Here is a 1,275-nt window from a genome sequence, read left to right as displayed (position 1 = left end):
GCGCTCGGCGGCGAGTGGTCCCCCGCGGACATCCCGCGCTGGGGTCAGGAGGACTTCCGTGTCGACGAGCAGGACACGGTGGGGCGTTGGACGGCCTACTACGAGGAGCAGGTGGCCGCCTCGCGGGAGATCACCGCTGGCCTCCCGCTCGACGCCCCGTGCGCGCGGCCAGAACTCGCGCACCGGAACCTGCGGTGGGTCCTGCTCCACATGATCGAGGAGACCGCCCGGCACGCCGGCCACGCCGACATCATCCGGGAGAGCATCGACGGCAGCACCGGCGTCTAGGAGCGTCGGCCGGGGAGGTCCGCAGGCTGGGCGTCGGTGTCGGCGGGGCCGGCGAGCGGGTCGCGCGCGGCCGTCCAGACCTGCCTGCCGCGCCCGCGGTCCCGGTGGTCCCTGAGTGTCAGCAGCGGGCTTGCCACCACCGTGATGACGAGCGCGACCGTGACCGGCACGGTGCACACGGTGGGCGTGGCGATGCCCGCGGAGCACCCGACGTCGACGGGCGACGGGCTGCGTCAGGCCGCGCGCGTTCGCCAGGGTGCCCACGCGCAGCGCGACCTCCGGGCGTTCCCCCCGCCGCGCGGGCGGCGAGCAGGCAGGAAGGCACAGGAAGGCAGGAGCCGAACTCGCCGACGACGGCGAGGACCACGCGGCAGGCGGCGAGGCGACGGCGTCGCCGAGGGCGCCCGCGGCCGGCGGGAGCGAGCCGGGCCGGGGACGCATGGCTAGAATTCGCCCAGGGTTACGCGGCCGTGCCCACCGGACACCATGGGCCGCCGCGCCGAGGGTGCGGCCGCTGTGGTGGGCGGCCGTCGCGGATCACGCGCAGCCCTGCGCCAGCACAAGCAGCGACCACGACGGGGTGACTTCCCACCATGTCCGACACCCGAAACGACACCATCGAGGAGCGTCCGGAGACCGCGGCCGCCGATCAGGGTGAAGCCGGGAACCACGCGCGGCACCGCGGGGAGGCCGCGCCCGCGGACGACTCGACGGCACAGGCGCACGGCAGGCACCGCCGTCCCGCGCGGACCGGCGCCTGACGGTCGCGGAACGCGACCCGCACCACAAGGGCGAGGGGCCGCCCCGGCAGCGCCGGGACGGCCCCTCGCCGCGTCCAGGGCCCTGCGTCCAGGCCCTGCGGACGGCGGCCGGCAGCGGCAGCGGCAGCAGCAGCGGCAGCAGCAGGCGAAGACGGTCGGCGGGCGGCAGGCGGCGGTCGGCGGTCGGCGGTCGGCGGTCGGCGGTCGGCGGTCGGCGGTCGGCGGT

The 1,275-nt window shown here is 76.9% G+C and carries 3 protein-coding genes; 2 read left to right on the top strand and 1 reads right to left on the bottom strand.

The features are described from left to right. The coding region (locus tag ABEA77_RS27215) for a mycothiol transferase (RefSeq protein ID WP_345652993.1) at positions 1-288 on the top strand (288 nt) is incomplete at its 5' end. On the opposite strand, the gene ABEA77_RS27210 is transcribed toward ABEA77_RS27215, so the two are convergent. Next, positions 285-458, bottom strand: coding sequence for a hypothetical protein (locus ABEA77_RS27210; protein ID WP_345652990.1), 174 nt, complete (start codon positions 456-458; stop codon positions 285-287). The genes ABEA77_RS27215 and ABEA77_RS27210 overlap by 4 nt on opposite strands. A gap of 423 nt (positions 459-881) precedes the next feature. Here ABEA77_RS27210 and ABEA77_RS27205 point away from each other — a divergent pair, with 423 nt between their 5' ends. Continuing rightward, complete coding sequence (locus tag ABEA77_RS27205; protein WP_345652987.1) at positions 882-1,049, top strand: hypothetical protein; 168 nt, start codon at positions 882-884, stop codon at positions 1,047-1,049. The last annotated feature ends 226 nt before the right edge of the window (positions 1,050-1,275 follow it).

It is taken from the genome of Streptomyces tremellae, from assembly GCF_039540215.1.
Classification (GTDB): Bacteria; Actinomycetota; Actinomycetes; order Streptomycetales; family Streptomycetaceae; genus Streptomyces; species Streptomyces tremellae.
Note: the sequence above shows the minus strand (reverse complement) of the source record. Positions and strands in the feature narration are given on the sequence as shown.